Genomic DNA, 16,089 nt, shown 5'->3' on the forward strand with positions numbered 1-16,089 from the left:
CTGCAGCAATCGAAAGTGCGGCCGATAGTGCGTAGCGGGCAGTCGTCGGACCGGTTCGGGCAGCAGGCGCAACACCGCCGCGTCGGCGTGATGCAGCCCGGCGAACCAGCGCCATTGGCCGCGTCCGCTTGGGGCGGCAACGGCGTCCCGACGGCCGCTTCAGGTGACGTGGTTGGGCAGTTTGTGGCGTATTCGCGCTTTGCCGAATGTGCTTGCCTGACCGCACAGTTAAGACATTGAGGGTGCTATGACGATGACAAAACGTGCCGATGCTACTGTTCGCCCGCCAGCGCGGGACCCGGTGTCATCGACAGGGTCCTTCATCGCGCAGCGCGTTTCGTATAGGGGAGGATTTCATGCCGCATAACGCCGTCAACCAGGTCGTCAAGGCTGCCGTGGGCGAGATCGCGCGGGCGACGCATCACTACGATCTGCAGCGCATCGGGCGCGAGTTCGCGCAGACCATCGAGCGCGAGCGGGGCATCCGCCTGTTGATGCTGTCCACCGCCGACGGGCGTGCCATCGCCGAACACTCCAGCCTGGATGTGGACGGTCGCCGTCTGGCGGCCATGGCCAATTCGTTCCTGACCCTGGGCGAGACGCTGGCGCGCGAATCCAGCCTGAGCGAAGCCGACTACGCCACCATCAGTACGCGTGGCGGGCAGCTGGTGCTGATCCGCATTCGCGCCGACAAACCATTGACGCTCACTGCGGTGGGTGGCAGCGACATCAATGCCGCGGCGCTGTTGTTCAACGCGCGCGACTGCGCCGGCCGTCTGGCTGCGGCGCTGGCGCAGCCGGCGAACTGAGCGTTTGGCATCGTTCGTGCTTGTGCCAATGCACCCATTTCTCATCGCTCGTAAGGACGACCCGTGTCAAAACTCAATCTGGAACACCTGCATTCGATCGCCGGCTTCGTCGGCGCCGCCCTGGTCGATAGCGACAGCGGCATGGCGCTGGGCATGACCGGCGGCACCGATCTCAACCTGGAACTTGCCGCGGCCGGCAATACCGAAGTGGTGCGTGCCAAGCGCCGTATCGCCGAGCAGCTCGGTCTGAACGACACCATCGAAGACATCCTGATCACCCTGGCGCGTCAGTACCACCTGCTGCGTCCGCTGGAGAGCAACGGCACCTTGTTCCTGTACGTCGTGCTGGATCGCGCCAAGGCCAATCTGGCCATGGCCCGCCACGAGCTCAAGGCGTTCGAGAAGACCCTGGACTTCGGTTGATGCCACACCGGCGGCGCGCACGCGTCGCCTGCCCGGCCTGCCGGCTTGTCCCGGCAGGCACCGCACTTTCAAAGCGCCGACGCGGCGCCCTGTCATGACCACACCCATTCACGCCATGCGGGTCGCCACGGCCGGCCTGGACCTGCTGCACACCACGCGCCTGAAACTGGCGTGCTCGTTGTTGCTGGCCGAGCGCATCGACGTGCAGCTGGGGCAATGGCCGCAACATACCGCCGAGGTGGTGGTGCTGGGGCTGGAAAGCGCCGACGGCCTGGCCGCCTGGCAGGCCTTGCAGGGGCAACCCGTGCGTGTGCTGGTGGTGTCGCGGACACCGGTCGGCGGCGCGTGGCTCAAGCACGGCGCCACCGTGCGCGAACTCAACGAACAGATGCGCCTGCTGCTGTCGTCCTCCGATCACGCGCAGGTCGCCGAGCCGGCATTGCTGGTCCGCCATTGCCGCGGCGAGTTCGGTACCGCTGCGGTGCTGTTGCGCCATGCACACCTGCAGGTGCGCGTGGATCCGGCCAACGGCTGCGTGCAGCTTCCCGCCGGCATTGCGTTGCCGGAGCTGGTCGCCGCACTGGATCACCCCGGCTGGCAGGTCGTACCGGACACCGCCAATAGCGCATTGACCCAACGTCTTTCGTTCGAGGCGCTGTATTTCGCCCTGCCCGAGCACCTGCGCCCCGCGCTGCCGGCGGTCGAACCCAGCCACGCGTTGCAGCTGCGCCAATGGCCGGAGCTGAGCGCCGAGACCAGTTCGCCGGCGCGGCTGCTGGCCATTGCCCACCTGCATGCGCGTCCGTGGCGCCCGCAGGCGCTGGCCAAGGCTTGCAAGCTACCGCTGCAAACGGTGGAATGCCTGTTCGCCGCGGCACTCGCCAGCGGCCTTGCCCAGACCGCGGAGATTCCCGTGCCTGCAACGCAGCCCCGCCCGGACAGCAGCAACTCCCGGTTTCTCTCCTGGGTCGCACGTCGCTTTGGCCTCTCTCTCTTTCAGGCGCAGTCATGAGTCTTCCGGCCAACAAACTGGTGTTCGTTGGCGGCATGGGCGCCGGCAAGACCACCGCCGTGCGCGCCATTTCCGACGTGGAGCCGGTCAGCACCGAGATGCCGCTCAGCCAGGATGCCTACGGCGACAAGACCTACACCACGGTCGCGCTGGACTACAGCTCGATCGAACTGGAAGACGGCGAGTTGCTGCACGTCTACGGCGTGCCGGGGCAGAAGTACCTGGATTTCATGTGGCCGCTGGTGTGCGACGGCGCCTTGGGCGTGATCGTGCTGGTCAGCGCGCGTGATCCGCAGATGCGCGATGCCACCGTGGCCTTGCTGCGCGAGTTTTCGCAGATCGCACCTGCGGCAAGCCTGGCGGTGGGCATCACCATGACCGACGAAATGCAGGACTTTTTGCTGCCGCCGTTCCGCGACGCGTTGGTGGCCGAAGGCTTCCGCATCCCGGTCATGCGCGTGGATGCGCGCTCGGCCACCCAGATCACGTTCCTGGTGAAGTCGCTGCTGTCCTATCGTTACACCTCGGCAACCAGCTGACCGGCCACGTGCCTGGCGCATGCCGAGGTGGGCGGCGCAAAGACAAGACGAGGCGCGAGACAAAACAAGGAATCCGGTCACGACGGTGCCTGAGGGGCGTCACGCGGGGGATGCCGCCTCTAGGGTGGCGGCGACGCGTCCATCTTCCTTGATGCCAGGCACGCGACGCGAACGTCATACCTTCGAGCGCGCTGCCTGACTTGTTCAGTATGGCGCACGGTCGGAAACCAGGGCATCGGGACATTCCCGACATCGCGCAGGACATACCGGCGATACGGCATGGGCAATAGCGCTGGCGGCCGGTCGCCAGCCGCGCACGCAACCGGCGGTTGCAAGGCAGGTGCGGTACGCGCCCGGCGACGCTTTGGACACACCAGTCGTCCCGCCGTTTCACGCACGCAGCGATGTGCGGCATCAGTGCCGCCATCGGTGGACGCAGCAGATAGACGCAGCAGATACCTGACCCACCGGGATCGGCAATTGCGGGCCGAGGTCCCTGCCGCTGCGCAAGTGCTGATCCAGCACCATGATCGGATAAAGTAGCGCGATGACAATCGAACTGAAGCCCGGCGGTCTACTGATCGCGATCGAAGGCATCGACGGCGCCGGCAAGACCACCCTCGCCCGCAGCCTGGCCACCACGCTGGAAGCGGCCGGCGCGCGCGTGGTGCTCAGCAAGGAACCGACCAATGGCCCCTGGGGCACCCAGCTGCGCCAGTCCGCCGCCACCGGCCGCCTCAGCGCCGACGAAGAAGCCGAGCTGCTGATCCGCGACCGCCACGAACACGTGGACACCCTGATCGCGCCGGCGCTGGCACGCGGCGACATCGTGATCCTGGACCGCTATTTCCCCTCGATGGTCGCCTACCAGGGCGCCGCCGGCCTGCCGCTGGACGACCTGCTGGACCGCAACGCCTTCGCGCCGCGCCCGGACGTGCTGCTGCTGCTCGACCTGCCCCCGCCCACCGGCCTGGCGCGTATCCGCGCCCGCGGCGATGCACCCAATCACTTCGAAACCCAGGACAACCTGGAACGCTGCCGCAGCATCTTTGCCCAGCTGCAGTTGCCGGGAAAGCACGTCGTGGATGCCAGCGCCGATGCGGACAGCGTGCTCCGCCAGGCCCACGCCATCGTCGTTGCCGCACTGGCCGAACGCCTGCGCGTCGACGCCATCGATGCCGACCAGGCCACGCTGGAACTGCTGTCGGCCGGTCGCCCGGCCTGAGTCGCTGCGCGTCCTGCGCGCAGGCAACAGCAACTGGCGCGCTGTGATTGGCGGGCTGCGGGCAGATAGCTGTTTCGGCCGATCGCACCGGACAAGGCGCGGTCTGGAGACGCTGCCCCAACAGCACAGTCAGCCCCGAGCTACATGGACATTTCCGGATAGGACCAAAGAACCTTCGTGGTGCCGGCACCCGGATTCGAACTGGGGACCTACCGCTTACAAGGCGGTTGCTCTACCAACTGAGCTATGCCGGCAAAGGCAGGCGCGTTGCGCGCCGGTGCGCATTCTAGCGCAGCGCGGCGCAATCTAGCGACCGCTGACGCGCCGCACCTGCGGTGCCCTGCAATGTGCCGATCCCAGCCGTGCTGCGCACATCGATCCACCAGCGCGATTGCCCGGTGCCGCTGGGCAGCAACTGCGCCGGAAACCCCGCACCGACCAGGCTGGCCTGCCGTCGCTCGGCACGCTCGCGACTCTGGTACTGCCCCAGGGCGATGGTGTTGTTCTCGCCCTGGGCAATCACGTAATAGTCGCCCATGCCGGCGGCGGCGATGCGCTTGACCAAGGCTTGCGCCGCTGCACGATCGCCGACATTGGGCAGCATCACCCGGAACGTACTGACCCCGGCGTCCTTGTCCTCGCGCACGCGGGTGCGCGTGGCCTGGCCACGCAGGCGTGCCAGCGCGGCATCGGCATCGGCGCGCGCCGCATACGGCCCCAGGCTGGCGCAACGCTCCGGCGCAGCGGCGGGAGTAGGTACCGCTAGCGCTGGTTTGATCGCCACTGCCGCAACCTCGTTCGGTGTTGGAGCGACCTTGGTTGGTGGTGGAACCTGTGCCGACGTCTGCGACGTTGCGACCACCTTCGCGGCGGCCGCAGCAGTCGAAGAAGACGCCGCCGTGGGTTCCGTCGATGTCTCAGTCGATGCCGGTGTCGGTGTCGGTGTCGGTGCAGGTGCAGGTGTCGGTGCAGGTGCAGGTGCAGGTGCAGGTGCATCCGATGGTGCTGTGCCCGCAGCTGCCGGGCCCATGCCTGCCTCGCTCGCCCCGCCTGGCGCTGCTGCCGCAGTGCTCGGCAGCACTTCCAGGCGCGCCACACCGGCCGGCTGCGGCGGTGCCGCCACCGCTGCCGGTGCCGGCTGCAATGCCCACCACAAGGCCACACCGGCATTGAGGACGATCAGGACGACGATGAGTGCGCGGACATACATGCGATGGATTCTAAGCGCGGGCAGTCACAACCGGCGAGCGCTGGTCGGCTCGCTGCCCATGCCAGCCAGTGGGCGCAGTGTACGAGCGCGGCCGATCGATTCCGTCTCCCGGCCGCGCCCACCGCGTGGCCGCACGATCGCATGGCCCGCCGTTCAAGGCGCCGACGCAGACCTTGCCCAGGTCGCCAGCCCGTCCAGCACCAGCGCGGCGCGGAAGCTGGCATCGGGCAACAACGGCAGCAGCGGCGGCGCGCCGCCCCCGTGCACCAGCAGCCGCACCGGCACGCCCAGACTGCGTTGCGCGTGCTGCAGGCTGCGCTCGATCAGCGCCACCGCCGCGCCATCGCAGCCGGAGGTCAGCGCGTCGTCGGTGTCAACGGCCAGCTCGACATAGGTCCCGCCACTGACCGGCAACTGCACCGCGCGCGCATGCAGCGCCTCGCGCATGGTGGTCGGCGAGGCGGCGATGCGGCCGCCGTGGTGCTGCCCGTCGGCGCCGAGTACATCGATGGTCAGCGCGGTGCCCACGCCGGCCACCAGCACCGGTGCGTCGCCGCGTGCGCCCAGCAGCGCCAGGAAGCGATCGACCCCGAAGCGGCCCGGGTCTGCATAGGCGATGCGGATGCCGGCGCACTCGGCCGCGGTCCGCACGATGCGCACCTGTTCGAAACGCTCGCGCAGGCAGCCGAGCATGCGCTGCGTCAACGCCGGCGCAGCCACGCTGGCCACATGCGCGATGCGTCCGGTGGGCAGGGCCGACAACGCGGCCGCGTCCATCGCCTCGGCACCATGCGGCCAGGCCTGCACGTCGCCGGCGCGGTCGCCCTGCAGCGGTGCGTACTTGAACCGCGAATTTCCCAGGTCGAACAACCACTCGCTCATGCAGGTCTCACGCTCACTTCTCCGGAGTGGAACAGCCGTACCGTCTCGCCCAGTTGCACCCGCAACGCGCCGTCGGCCGCCAGGCCAAGCGCAATGCCGTGATGCCGGGTGCCGGCTTCCTCGACCTGCACCGCGCGGCCGCTCAGGACGTCCAGGTCCGCATAGCGGCCCAGGAACGGGGCCAGCCCCTGCGCCTCGAACAGCTCCAGCGCCGGCAGCAGCGCCGACAACACTGCAGCCACCACGGTATCGCGCGACACCGCGTGGCCGGCCAGCGTATCCAGATCCACCCACGGTTGGTCGATCGCAGCGGCCGCTGCCGCCGGCATATGCACGTTCAAACCCAACCCGATCACCGCGCGCGCGTTGCCGGCCATTTCGCCGCCGCCTTCGATCAGCAGGCCGCCCAGCTTGCGCTCGCGCGCCAGCAGATCGTTGGGCCACTTCAACCCGACATGGGCAAAGCCACAACCGCGCAGGGCCTCGGCCACCGCCACGCCCACGGCCAGGCTGAGCCCGGCCAGCTGGCCCAATCCGCCGCTGAAACGGCGCGAGGCCGACAGATAGATGTGCGCACCCAGTGGCGAGGTCCATTGACGCCCACGCCGGCCGCGCCCGCCGGTCTGCCGCTCGGCCAGCAGCACCGCCACGCCCTGCGCCGGCGCCGGGCGCGCCAGCAAGCTGGTATTGGTGGATTCCAGCGTCCAGGCGATCTCCAGCGCCGCCAGGCCTGCCAGCGCATCGGCCGCCATCGCCGCACGAATGCGCGCGTCGTCCAGCAGGTCCAGCGGCGCCGCCAGGCGGTAGCCGTCCCCGGCCCGCCCTTCGATCTCGACCCCGGCCGCGCGCAGGTTCTGGATCCGCTTCCACACCGCCGCACGGGTCAACCCGGCATCGCGCGCCAATGCATCGCCGGATAGCCGGCCGCTCGCAAGTTTGGCCAGCAAGGCGCGGTCATCCACGGCAAGTCCCCAAATCGATCCGCGAAAGTATGCGCCAAGCGTCCGCACCCGCCCAGCCTGGCTTGCGTGAGGGAGTGAAAAGCACGTTATGATCGGCGACTCACGCCGCTTGCCCTGGATGTGGACGATGCGCCGAATCACGGTTTGCCTGCTCCTGTTGTTGGCTCCGCTTGCCGCGCTGGCATCGGATCAGCTGGCCGATGGCGATCATGAGAGCTGCGTCAGCAGCAACTCGGCGGCACGCGGCAGAACCCCCAACGGCGAGCCGGCAACCCCGGCACGTGCTCCCGCGCACAAGCCCGCGCCGGCCACCGGCGGCGGTGGCAGTGACGGCGACGGACTGTTCCCCCGCATGCGCACGATGCCGCGCTGGCATAGCTTCCTGCCGGGCATGTTCCGCTGATCCAGTGGTTGTTGCGCCGGCTGCGCCGGCCGCCGGCCGATATTCCCGATGCCTTATGGCTGCCGGTCAGCCGACGCTGCGCCTGGGTCGCTGCGCTCGATCCGCCCCGCCAGCACCGTCTGCGTGCACTGACCGCGCAGTTCCTGCGGCAAAAAACCATCTCCCCGCTCGACGGGCTGCAGCTGCAACCGCACGATCACGTCCTGCTGGCTGCCACCTGCTGCCTGCCGCTGCTGAACATCGGCGCGGCCGGCTGGCGTGGCTGGTCGCAGCTGATCGTTTACCCGGACGCATTCCGCGTGCAACGCACGCATGTGGATGCGGCCGGAGTGATGCATGCCTGGGACGACACCCTGATTGGCGAGGCCTGGGAGCAAGGGCCGCTGATCGTCAGCTGGGCCGACGTACAGGCCGACCTGGACGACCCGCAGGCCGGCTTCAACGTGATCGTGCATGAGATGGCGCACAAGCTCGACGCACTCGATGGCGCGCTCGACGGCACCCCGCCGCTGCCGCGCGCTGCGCAGCGTGCCTGGGCACGCGATTTCCAGCGCGCCTTCGATACGTTTTGCCAACGCGTCGATGCGGGCGAAGACACCGAGATCGACCCGTATGCCGCCGAGGCACCGGAAGAATTCTTCGCGGTCGTAAGCGAATACCACTTCTCCGCGCCACAGCTGCTGGCGCGCCTCATGCCGGATGTCGCTGCACAGCTGACGCGTTTTTATGGGCCGTCGCCGTTTGCGGCGTCAGCGCAGCGCTGACGGTGCGCTGACATGCCTGCATGCGTTGGGCTGTCGTCGTGCAACGCTGTCGCGCGCATCAATCGCACGCGTTTCAACCGACTGACCACACCAATGCGCGATGCCGCACGCGGCTACACGCGGGACGGATCGACATCGCTCGCGCATTGCCAGGCACTCACACCAACCCAAGATCGCGCGGCCTGGCTCCGGGAAACACCCGTTCCAGCTGCGCAGGCGACAATCCCCACAACCGGCTCAGTACACCGCCGAACAGGCTGCGGTAATTGGTGAGCACCGGATAATCGCGGTTCTGCAGCAGCTGCGCCTGCGCAACTTCTACCTGCTCGCCGGCGATCCGGCCGCCACGCACGCTGCCACCCAGCACCCAATAGGTGGTGCCGTGCCCGTGATCGGTGCCCCTGCTGCCGTTCTCGCGGAAGGTGCGGCCGAACTCGGACAGCACCACCACCACGGTATCCTTCCATGCCGGCCCGAGGGCGTCGGCGTATGCCGCCAGCCCTTCGCCCAGATTGCGCAGATTGTTCGCCAGGCCGCCTTCAACACTGCCCTGATTGGCGTGCGTGTCCCAACCGCCGACATCGACAAAGCCCAGCCGATAACGCTCGCGCATCAGGCTTGCCATGCGCCGGGTTTCGTCGGCGAAGGTGCGCGCACTGGCGGCGCCGCGACCGGCCTGCTCCATCTCTTCGCGCAGCTGCGCGGTGACCTGCTGACGCAGTGCCAGTCCCTCGCGCGCAGCGGCCGCCAGCGGGGTTGCGTCGTACATTTGCGACAGGATCTGTGCCTGACGCGCATCCAGACCGCCCTTGCCGATGCCCCGCAACGACACGTTGGGCAAGTCGCCGCCGCCCTGGAAGGTCAGCGGCAAGGAATCGGTGAAGGCAATCGCCGGCACTCCGCTGAGCACACCCGACAGGCGCGCCATGAAGCCGGAACGATAATCGCGGCGCTGTCGGCCGGATTGCCCGGATTCGATATCGTCCTGGGTTTCGAAGTGACTGCGCGACAGATCGTCGGTACCGGCAAACGGCACGAACGCCAGTTGCCGGCGTTGCCACAGCGGCAGCAGCGCATCGCGCATCACCGGGTTGAGACCCCATTGCGTATCCAACGCAATGGCACTGTCCGGATTGGCCGCATCCGGCCGCGCAATCGCCAGGGTCGGACGCGCCTGATAATAGAAATCGCTGGCATGCGGCACCAGCAGGTTGTTGCTGTCATAGCCGCCACGCAGGAACACCACCAGCATGCGCGCACTGTCGCGTGGTGCAGCAAACAGGCGACCGCTCCAGGGCAGGCTGGCGGCCGCTGCGGAGGCGAGCAGAAATCGACGTCGTTGCATGGCGCACTCCCGTGGCGGTGATCGCTGGTCGGTTGTTGATCAGCGGGTATTGCATCGGCGGCCGTTGAATCGGCGCCCCTTGAATCAGCGATAGTTGAAGTCCGGCGATGACAGCAGGAATCCGTTCCATTCCGCAGGCGAACGCGCCTGGTCCAGCGCCTCACGCGTGCTGCTGGAAAGCGACGGCGCAACCCAGCGATACGATGGGCGCGTGTCGATCCGCGTCAGCGCCGGAAGTGGCGTGTCGTTATCGCCATCGAAGCGAAACAATTGCCTGGGTCCGCCACCCAACGCACGCGCCACCTCGAAGCGGCGTGCCAGCTGCCCGGAGCTGGTCCACGCCTGCGATTGCAGCGACCACCCATCGGGAGTGATGCGCCCGAACACCGGCTCGCCGAGTTGCTGCACCCAGCTCACCATCGGCGCGGCATTGACCACCGGCTGGCCCTCGTACGCCAGCCGCATCGCCGAGACCACAAACCGATTCGGATCCTTGAACTTGCGCGGTTGCGCCTGCGCAAACTCCGCTGAATCCAGCAGGGTCTGCATGACCTTGGCGATATCGCCATCGCTGCGCTGAAAGGTGTTTGCCATGCGCTCGACCAACGCGGCCGGTGGCGTGTCGCTGACAAAGTACTCGGCCAGGCGCTGCGAAATGAAATGGGCGCATGCCGGCTGCCGCACCAGCAACTGCACCGCACGCGCGATCTCATCCAGGCCGCCGGCGGCGATGCGCTGGCCCAGCAAGGTCTTGTCGCCAGGCTGATGACGCGCAGGATTGAATTCGAACAGCCCCTTGCGCACCCCCTGCGGCTGCCCCGGCGCGGTAGCGGCCAGCGGCGGAGCGCCCTCGGCCTTGACCGGCACCAGGCCGGCACCGGTAAGGATCAGCGCCAGCTGCTGCACATCCTGCTGGCTGTAGCCGCCATGCACGCCCAGCGTGTGCAGCTCCATCAGTTCGCGTGCGTAATTTTCGTTGACCTTGCCCTTGGCGTTCTTGGCGTTGTCCAGATACTCCAGCATCGCCGGGCTTTCCAGCGTGGCCATCACCAGGTCGGCGAACTTGCCGGTGGCGTGTGGGCGGATCGCGTTTTCCATGTAATCGGCCGCCATCCATTTCACGCGCCCCTTGTCGGCGTACACGCTGAAATGATTGAGCCAGAACCACACCAGCTGCTCATGCACCTGTTCCGGCGCATACACCGCACGCAGCAGCTGCGCCTGACGCGCCTGGGTCAGCATCTGCCCGCCACGCGCCTGCCACGCCTTGCGCAATGCCGTCTTTTCCTCGCCATCGGGCATGCCTTGCAGGCGGATCTTGTCGGCCTCGTACTGCGTCAGCAAGGCCAGCAAGGGCGTGTGCAATGCATCGAATTGCTGCAGTTGGGCACGGATCGGCGCTGGCAGTGCCGCATCGTCGCCGGCCTGCAATAGCAACCTGCCGTAGCGTTTGGGCCCGAGCCGCTGCAGTTGCGCTGCGCTACCGGCATCCACGCCGTAGGTGGCACGCTGCAGCCAGCGTGTCTGGGTCGGCGTCAGTGCTGGATTGGCAGCACTGCACGACATGGCGAAGACGCAACCCGCGAGAAGCCACGCCAGCTGCCATCGGTGGTGGCGGCGCGTGCCCACCGGATGTGCGCTCAGCCAGTGCATCTGTGCATTGCGCTCGAACATGCGGCTCTCCATCGCAGCGGCCTGCAACCAGCCCAGTATGGTCACGCCAACGCGCGGGGCGTTAAACGGTTGTCGGAGCGCGCTGCGACGTTGACCACCGGTTCATTCCGCCACCCGTGCCGGTCACAGCCCCGGCGGCAGGGTCACGTCGAAGCGGGCACCGCCCAGTTCCTGCGAGCGCACCACCTGCAGTTCGCCGCGGTAGGCCTTGATCAGGTCCTGCACGATCGACATGCCGATGCCGTGGCCTTGCACGCGCTCGTCGCCGCGCACGCCACGCTGCAGGATCTTGGCCACGTCTTCCGGCGCGATGCCGGGGCCATCGTCTTCCACCGACAGGATCAAGCCGGCGCGACGGCTGCCGGTGGTGGGACCGGGCTGGGCGGTCAGCAGCACGCGGCTGCGCGCCCATTTGAAGCCGTTTTCCAGCAGGTTGCCCAGCAATTCCTGCAGGTCGCCCGGCTCCCCATGAAAGCGCGCGTCGGGCGAAATATCGAACTCGCACAACACGCCCTTGACCGAATAGACCTTCTCCAGTCCGCGCACGATTTCTTCGGCGGTCGACTCGATCGGCAGCGGTGCGGCAAACAGCTTGTGCCCGCTGGAGGCCGCGCGAGCGAGCTGGTAGGACACCAGATCATTCATGCGGCGCAACTGCACATCCATTTCCTCGTGCAGGTCGCGCTCGGACTGGCCGCTATCGAGCTGGGTGCGCAACACCGCGATCGGCGTCTTGAGGCTGTGCGCGAGATCGGCCAGCGTGTTGCGCTGGCGATCCAGATTGTCGCGCTCGCTCTCGATGAAGGCGTTGATGCTTTCGGTCAGCGGCTCCAGTTCGCGCGGATGCTGCTCGCTCATGCGCTGGATTTCACCACGCTGCACCTTGGTCAGCTCGTTGATGACCCGCCGCAGCGGACGCAGGCTCCACTGCAGGATGAAGGCCTGCAGCACCAGCAGCACCACGCCGGCACTGCCGAGATAGAACCACACCGCGCCACGGAACACGCGCAGCTGCGCGCCCATCGAGCGCGCATCTTCCATCACGTAGATGGTGTACGGAATCTCGCCGCCGTGTTCGCGCTCGACGTAACTCACGCCCAGGCCGTAGCGGTACAACTGGCCCACGCTGCCGTCGATCTGGGTCATCTCCAACGGGCCGATGAATTCTTCCTGGCGCGGCTCGAGCATGCGCCCGTGCGGAATGTTCGGGCCTTCGGCCGACATCGAGGTCCAGCTTTCGTCCGGGCGCACGACTTCCACGTACAGCCCGCCGCCGGGCACATCGAAACGTGGATCCGGCGGCTGGCCGCCGATGTACAGCGAGCCGTCGCGGACGAAATCGATATTGGCGGCATACGCAGAGGCGTAGTTCTTCAGCCGCTCGCGCAGGTTTTTCTCGGCGGTATCGGCAAACGCCACGTCCAGCGCATACCCCGCCAGGGCCAGGAAGGCCACCAGACTGAGGCTGGCAGCCAGCAGCTGGCGGGCCTGCAGGGAGCGCGGCCGCCAGCGTCTATACCATTTGGAGCGGCCCGGCACCTGATCTTCCTGCTTGCCGATGCGCGGACTCAGCCTTCGGTACGCGGAATGGCGAAACGGTAGCCGCGGCCACGCACGGTCTCGATCGGCTTGAGCTCACCATCGGGATCGAGCTTCTTGCGCAGGCGGCCGATGAACACTTCCAGCACGTTCGAATCGCGATCGAAATCCTGCTGGTAGATGTGCTCGGTCAGATCGGCCTTGGAGACCAGTTCGCCGGCATGCATCATCAGGTACTCGAGCACCTTGTACTCGTAGCTGGTCAGGTCCACGTTGGCGCCATTGACGCTGACCGTCTGCGCTGCCAGATCCAGCGCGACCGGGCCGCATTCCAGGGTCGGCTTGCTCCAGCCTGCGGCGCGCCGCAGCAGCGCATTGACGCGCGCCAGCAACTCTTCCACATGGAACGGCTTGACCAGATAATCGTCGGCGCCCTGCTTGAGGCCTTCGACCTTGTCTTGCCAGCTCGAACGCGCGGTCAGGATCAGCACCGGGAATTTCTTGCCCTCGTCGCGCAGCGCCTTGATCAGCTCCATCCCGGACATCTTGGGCAGGCCAAGGTCGATGATGCCGACATCGAACGGGACTTCGCGGCCCATGTACAGGCCTTCTTCGCCGTCTTGTGCAGCGTCGACAGCAAAGCCTTCACGCTTCAGGCGCGCGGCAAGGGTCTCGCGCAGCGGAGCTTCGTCTTCGACCAAAAGGATACGCATGCACTCTCCCTAGTTACGTTGTCGGCCAATGGCCGGGGAATTTATAAGACTGAACGCAGAACTATCTACGTTTAGTGGTTATCGTCGCGTGGTGGCGCATCCGGCTGAGCCTGGCTGCGCGGTGGCGTAGCCTGCATCTGCTCCGACTCGTACACGGTATGCACGCGGCCATCCTTCATGTACTTGATCCGGTTGAGATTGCCCCCGTCGAACGGCACGCGCTCGGCACTGAGGATCTGTCCACCGGTGGACCGCTGCACCTGCCGGATGGTGTCCGAGAGCGTGCGCCCATTACCGCGCGCGGACGGCGGCAATGGATCGCGTCCCGCATGCGACATCGGATACGCCTGTCCCCATGCCAACGGCGCTGCCATGGCAACCCCAAGGGCAACCAGGACGACATAGCGGGCGCGGCAGGACGGCTGGGTCACAATGAATCCTAGCGGGTTGTTCAGGAACATTCAAAATTCGTGAAGACGGCCACCGGGCACCGCATGGTCGAACCCGAGAATAGACCCAAATTCTTGATTTTTCGGGGTGAATCCCATCTGAACTTTTTAGCTTTGTGTTAACGCTGTTCAGTGAAATGAATCCATCCGGCCGCCGTAGGGCGGTTCAGCGCCGGATTTCGCAGGCGCGCCTGACCGGCGGCATCCCGCTACAAGCCAGACATCCGTATGCCGGTTCAGCTAATGCAAGCTGCAAGCCAGTTCAGGCCACCACGCGCCAGCCCTGGGTGTCGGTGCGCTGCAAGGCCTGCTCGACCAGATCCCAACCGGCACCCGGCCGGTGTGCGCCCTCGCTCAGGACCTGCCGGAACGCGCGTCCGCCCGGCTGGCCATGGAACAGCCCCAGCACGTGCCGGGTCATATGCTTCAGCGCCAGGCCGCGTTCCAGCTGCGACTCGACGTAGGGCCGCAAGGCGCGCAGCAACGCATCGCGCGGCTGCTCCGCACGCTGGTTCAGGGCCGCATCCAGGCGATGCAGCACGTAGGGATCGTGGTAGGCGGCGCGGCCGAGCATGACGCCGTCGGCCTGGTGTAGATGCTCCAGGGCGGCCTCCACCGTCGCAATGCCGCCATTGAGCACCACCGGCAGCGCGGGGCGCTCCTGCTTGAGGCGATAGGCCCAGTCGTAACGCAACGGCGGCACCTCGCGGTTTTCCTTGGGCGATAAGCCCTTGAGCCACGCGTTGCGGGCATGCACCACCACCATCGCCGCGCCGGCTGCGACCACCTGGTCGACGAAGCTGGCGAACACGGCGTAGTCGTCGTCATCGTCCACGCCGAGGCGGCATTTGACCGTGACCGGCAACGTGGTCGCCGTACACATGGCGGCGACACAGTCGGCCACCAGCGCCGGCTCGCGCATCAGGCAGGCACCGAAGCGCCCGGCCTGCACCCGATCGGACGGGCAGCCGCAATTGAGGTTGATCTCGTCGTAGCCCCACTCCTGCGCGATCGCGGCGGCCTGCGCAAGCAGTGCCGGCTCGCTGCCGCCCAGTTGCAACGCCAACGGGTGTTCGACCGGATCGAAGCCGATCAGCCGCGCGCGATCGCCATGGATCACTGCATTGGCGTGCACCATCTCGGTATACAGCCGCGCCGAGGGTGCCAGCAGGCGATGGAAGACCCGGCAATGGCGGTCGGTCCAGTCCATCATCGGGGCGACGGACAGACGCAGGGAGGCGGCGTAGCGATCGGCGGAAGCGGTCATCGACATGTGGCCGCAGCAGGCGGCCATCGGAATGCGGAGCAGGATCAACAGCTTACACGGGCGCGGATGAATCTGCCGCAGCGCGGCATGGCGTCCTGCACGGCTTACTGCCGGAGTCCCCTGCAGGATCATCCGCTCACTGGACTCTGTGATTGCCCCATCTGGGCTGGCCGAGACCACGCAGGACGCACGTTTTATGACGTGCTGGCAGCGCGCTTTGGCGGGTGGCAGCGGGCGGCTTTGTGCCATCGGGAGGAGCGAACAACATCGCGCCGGCGCTGTTCTCGTTCCCGTCGCTTGCCCGGTGCAAGCGTCATCAGGCGGCTCAGGCAGCATCGCTGCAGGATGCGCGGTGTCTGGCGGCGTTCGCCTGGACAGGGCGAACGCAGTGCATCATCGGTGACGCGCGAAGCTCATTGGTCCGGTGCAGCGTAGTTTCCTGCGCCTGGACCGCATCTGTAGTTACTGGTTGCGGAAGCCCACACGCTCTTCGGCACTCAGCGGCTTGCCGAGGGCATGGTACGAAGCGACCAGGGTGATCAGGGCAGTGCCCAGCACGGTGTAGAAGCTCCACGACGTGGCCAGCACGTGTACCTGACCGAACACCAGGGCGACCACGGCAGTGGCGGTGCACAGCACCATGGCCAGCAGGGACATCAGGAAAGGAATGGAGGGATCGAGCTTCATGGTCCGGGGGGTTCCAGTGTGCGATAGCGGAAGCATCGGCGTTCGCAGCGCTTTCTTGAACTGTTTTTTGCGGTTTTCCCGAACAAATTTCAGGCAAGTCAGCGCGCACTCAGACTTCTGTCAAACCCTTGGCGCACAAGCATTTCCACGTCAGGAGACTCCTGACGCAGTGGCGTAAAAATCACC

At 66.7% G+C, this 16,089-nt stretch carries 17 protein-coding genes and 1 tRNA gene; 7 read left to right on the plus strand and 11 right to left on the minus strand.

Annotated features, from left to right (window positions below):
• The first annotated feature begins 356 nt into the window (after positions 1–356).
• The 5 genes from CPBF1521_RS19720 (at position 357) to tmk (ending at position 4,008) form a co-directional block, all read left to right on the plus strand.
• On the plus strand, positions 357–809 hold the full coding sequence (locus CPBF1521_RS19720; protein WP_104649943.1) for a roadblock/LC7 domain-containing protein: 453 nt from the start codon (positions 357–359) through the stop codon (positions 807–809).
• 63 nt (positions 810–872) lie between these two features.
• The gene (locus tag CPBF1521_RS19725) at positions 873–1,232 is read left to right on the plus strand and encodes a roadblock/LC7 domain-containing protein (RefSeq protein WP_016904518.1); all 360 of its coding nucleotides are present in this window, start codon (positions 873–875) and stop codon (positions 1,230–1,232) included.
• A 94-nt stretch (positions 1,233–1,326) separates the two neighbouring features.
• Positions 1,327–2,244 carry a hypothetical protein gene (locus tag CPBF1521_RS19730; protein WP_115678016.1) on the plus strand — a complete coding sequence of 306 codons (918 nt, stop codon included), beginning with the start codon at positions 1,327–1,329 and terminating at the stop codon, positions 2,242–2,244.
• Positions 2,241–2,783, plus strand: a complete 543-nt coding sequence (locus CPBF1521_RS19735) for a GTP-binding protein (RefSeq protein ID WP_016904520.1) — start codon at positions 2,241–2,243, stop codon at positions 2,781–2,783. Before CPBF1521_RS19730 ends, CPBF1521_RS19735 begins: the two co-directional genes overlap by 4 nt.
• A 547-nt stretch (positions 2,784–3,330) precedes the next feature.
• Entirely contained in the window at positions 3,331–4,008 is a 678-nt protein-coding gene (gene tmk, locus CPBF1521_RS19740; protein ID WP_115678017.1) for a dTMP kinase, read from the plus strand.
• Positions 4,009–4,186: 178 nt separating this feature from the next.
• Here tmk and CPBF1521_RS19745 read toward each other — a convergent pair.
• The 4 genes from CPBF1521_RS19745 to birA all read right to left on the minus strand — a co-directional run bounded on the left by CPBF1521_RS19745 (position 4,187) and on the right by birA (position 7,110).
• Positions 4,187–4,262 (minus strand) — tRNA-Thr (locus tag CPBF1521_RS19745).
• Between the two features lie 32 nt (positions 4,263–4,294).
• On the minus strand, positions 4,295–5,218 hold the full coding sequence (locus CPBF1521_RS19750) for an SPOR domain-containing protein (RefSeq protein WP_115678018.1): 924 nt from the start codon (positions 5,216–5,218) through the stop codon (positions 4,295–4,297).
• A gap of 153 nt (positions 5,219–5,371) precedes the next feature.
• On the minus strand, positions 5,372–6,100 hold the full coding sequence (locus CPBF1521_RS19755) for a type III pantothenate kinase (protein WP_102582093.1): 729 nt from the start codon (positions 6,098–6,100) through the stop codon (positions 5,372–5,374).
• A complete protein-coding gene (gene birA, locus CPBF1521_RS19760; RefSeq protein WP_328589320.1) occupies positions 6,097–7,110 on the minus strand; it encodes a bifunctional biotin--[acetyl-CoA-carboxylase] ligase/biotin operon repressor BirA in 1,014 nt (337 codons plus the stop codon). The genes CPBF1521_RS19755 and birA overlap by 4 nt, the downstream gene beginning before the upstream one ends.
• A gap of 40 nt (positions 7,111–7,150) precedes the next feature.
• On the opposite strand from birA, the gene CPBF1521_RS19765 reads away from it, so the two are divergent.
• Both CPBF1521_RS19765 and CPBF1521_RS19770 read left to right on the plus strand, forming a co-directional pair.
• Positions 7,151–7,465, plus strand: coding sequence for a hypothetical protein (locus tag CPBF1521_RS19765; RefSeq protein WP_016902777.1), 315 nt, complete (start codon positions 7,151–7,153; stop codon positions 7,463–7,465).
• Positions 7,466–7,473: 8 nt separating this feature from the next.
• Entirely contained in the window at positions 7,474–8,229 is a 756-nt protein-coding gene (locus CPBF1521_RS19770; protein WP_102251097.1) for a M90 family metallopeptidase, read from the plus strand.
• Positions 8,230–8,386: 157 nt separating this feature from the next.
• Here CPBF1521_RS19770 and CPBF1521_RS19775 read toward each other — a convergent pair whose 3' ends face one another.
• From CPBF1521_RS19775 to CPBF1521_RS19805, 7 genes are all read right to left on the minus strand, one after another.
• On the minus strand, positions 8,387–9,574 hold the full coding sequence (locus CPBF1521_RS19775) for a DUF1501 domain-containing protein (protein ID WP_115678020.1): 1,188 nt from the start codon (positions 9,572–9,574) through the stop codon (positions 8,387–8,389).
• An 84-nt stretch (positions 9,575–9,658) separates the two neighbouring features.
• Positions 9,659–11,248 carry a DUF1800 domain-containing protein gene (locus CPBF1521_RS19780; protein WP_370659389.1) on the minus strand — a complete coding sequence of 530 codons (1,590 nt, stop codon included), beginning with the start codon at positions 11,246–11,248 and terminating at the stop codon, positions 9,659–9,661.
• Between the two features lie 123 nt (positions 11,249–11,371).
• A complete protein-coding gene (locus CPBF1521_RS19785) occupies positions 11,372–12,742 on the minus strand; it encodes an ATP-binding protein (RefSeq protein WP_024939071.1) in 1,371 nt (456 codons plus the stop codon).
• Between the two features lie 74 nt (positions 12,743–12,816).
• A complete protein-coding gene (locus tag CPBF1521_RS19790; RefSeq protein ID WP_002808458.1) occupies positions 12,817–13,500 on the minus strand; it encodes a response regulator transcription factor in 684 nt (227 codons plus the stop codon).
• A gap of 71 nt (positions 13,501–13,571) precedes the next feature.
• Positions 13,572–13,961 carry a hypothetical protein gene (locus CPBF1521_RS19795; protein ID WP_180496800.1) on the minus strand — a complete coding sequence of 130 codons (390 nt, stop codon included), beginning with the start codon at positions 13,959–13,961 and terminating at the stop codon, positions 13,572–13,574.
• Between the two features lie 250 nt (positions 13,962–14,211).
• Complete coding sequence (dusA, locus tag CPBF1521_RS19800) at positions 14,212–15,216, minus strand: tRNA dihydrouridine(20/20a) synthase DusA (protein WP_115678050.1); 1,005 nt, start codon at positions 15,214–15,216, stop codon at positions 14,212–14,214.
• 462 nt (positions 15,217–15,678) lie between these two features.
• A complete protein-coding gene (locus CPBF1521_RS19805) occupies positions 15,679–15,903 on the minus strand; it encodes a hypothetical protein (RefSeq protein ID WP_181901303.1) in 225 nt (74 codons plus the stop codon).
• Between the last annotated feature and the right edge of the window lie 186 nt (positions 15,904–16,089).

Source organism: Xanthomonas euroxanthea, from assembly GCF_900476395.1.
GTDB classification, from domain to species: Bacteria; Pseudomonadota; Gammaproteobacteria; order Xanthomonadales; family Xanthomonadaceae; genus Xanthomonas; species Xanthomonas euroxanthea.